This window comes from Alloscardovia venturai (genome assembly GCF_042676605.1).
Lineage (GTDB): Bacteria > Actinomycetota > Actinomycetes > Actinomycetales > Bifidobacteriaceae > Alloscardovia > Alloscardovia venturai.
On the sequence record NZ_JBHTHQ010000015.1, the window covers coordinates 1 to 1,343 of the forward strand.

The 1,343-nt window shown below is 39.1% G+C and carries 3 protein-coding genes; 1 reads left to right on the forward strand and 2 read right to left on the reverse strand.

Annotated elements, in window-relative coordinates; translation table 11 throughout:
* The coding region (locus ACFQY8_RS03095) for a hypothetical protein (protein WP_377938451.1) at nucleotides 1–213 on the forward strand (213 nt) is incomplete at its 5' end.
* 181 nt (nucleotides 214–394) lie between these two features.
* Here ACFQY8_RS03095 and ACFQY8_RS03100 read toward each other — a convergent pair.
* Nucleotides 395–736 carry a hypothetical protein gene (locus ACFQY8_RS03100; protein ID WP_377938452.1) on the reverse strand — a complete coding sequence of 114 codons (342 nt, stop codon included), beginning with the start codon at nucleotides 734–736 and terminating at the stop codon, nucleotides 395–397.
* A 293-nt stretch (nucleotides 737–1,029) separates the two neighbouring features.
* The coding region (locus ACFQY8_RS03105; RefSeq protein ID WP_377938453.1) for a hypothetical protein at nucleotides 1,030–1,343 on the reverse strand (314 nt) is incomplete at its 5' end.

Here is a 1,343-nt window from a genome sequence, read left to right on the forward strand (position 1 = left end):
ACAAGCGTTAAGCAGCACACAACCCAGTCCACAAGGACACTCCACCACCCCTCTAAAAATGATATGGGTTCCTTAAAGTTAAAAAACTTTTATTTTTATGTTTCTGAAGAAAAATCTGTGGATAGTTTTAAGAAAAATGGGTTAAAGATGTGGGGGTTGGTTTATGAAAAATTCTTAGAAGAATTTTTCATAAAAGAGAAGAAAAATTTTTGAAGAACTCTAGAACCTTTTTATGAAAACAGTGCCACGGAAAATCACGCGCGAGGTGAAAATTTTTGCACGATGAGAGTGAAAACAGGAACGAAAAATTTTACAACCCTCGTGGCGTTGCTGCAAAAATGTCGAGAGCAAAAATGGAAAAGGCGCACATCAGGGTGCGCCGAAAAAAATATTTTTATGCGATGGTTTTCGTGTGATGGTTCTTGATATATTCCTCACTTGCTTGGATAAGAAACTCGTTCACACTCATCTGCTCACGCCTTGCAAGTGTCACAATTTTTTCTTTCACTTCACGACTCAAATAAAAATGAAATCTATGAGCAAATGGATTGAGAGCACTGAGCCTTTGTCTAAGTGTCGGTCGGAAATTTTGACGGCGCACATACTCGCGTGCTTCTTCACCACGGTAAATTTTCGCGTTATCTGGCAGTGGATATTCTTCATCGCTTTCGATTCGAGAAAGAAAATCTTGAGCAATTGCCTCGTATTCTTCTCTCTCCTTTTTAGTCAGTCTCATTCTTTACTCCTCACTCAAGTAATGCATATTCTTTTTTCTTAATTTCATACAGTGAAAAATTATCAGCGTATCATTTTTCTGGAATGTGATAATTTCAAGCAGAGTCTTTTTCTTTGTTCTTCCAATATACAACGTATTTAATACGTTGCTATCTATTCGGCTCGCATCGAAATTTTCTACTACAGCAATAGGGTTGTCTAACGCATAATTTATTTCTGCTTTCGTGAAGTGATGTTTGAATGCTGACGGTAAAAATATTCTTTTCATAACACGTTCCTCTCCTCCTTGCCTTGTTAGTATGCCAGGCAGAGGCATAAGCCGGTTTCTTTATCGAAGCTGAAAGTGGCGCCACCGTCTTCAACTTCAGAACAATTCTGGGCAAGCAGTTCAATGTCGATACTTTGATACAAGAGCGTGTAGGGAAGCTCACTATGCTGGGCAAGTTTTGGGTTAATCCATGTTTCTGTGAAGTCTTCAAACCATTCTTCAACATCGCACACAGTGAAGCAGTCAATTTCGTCAATGGTGTGGTGTTCGTCGAACCATTTTTTGAATTGTGGATATTCTTCGAGTATGTTTTCGATGTCGCTACCGTCGTACCATGTGC

What these genes read in the sequence shown, in the direction of transcription:
- ACFQY8_RS03100 (WP_377938452.1), bottom strand. Translation starts at nt 736, where the DNA reads ATGAGACTGACTAAAAAGGAGAGAGAAGAATACGAGGCAATTGCTCAA.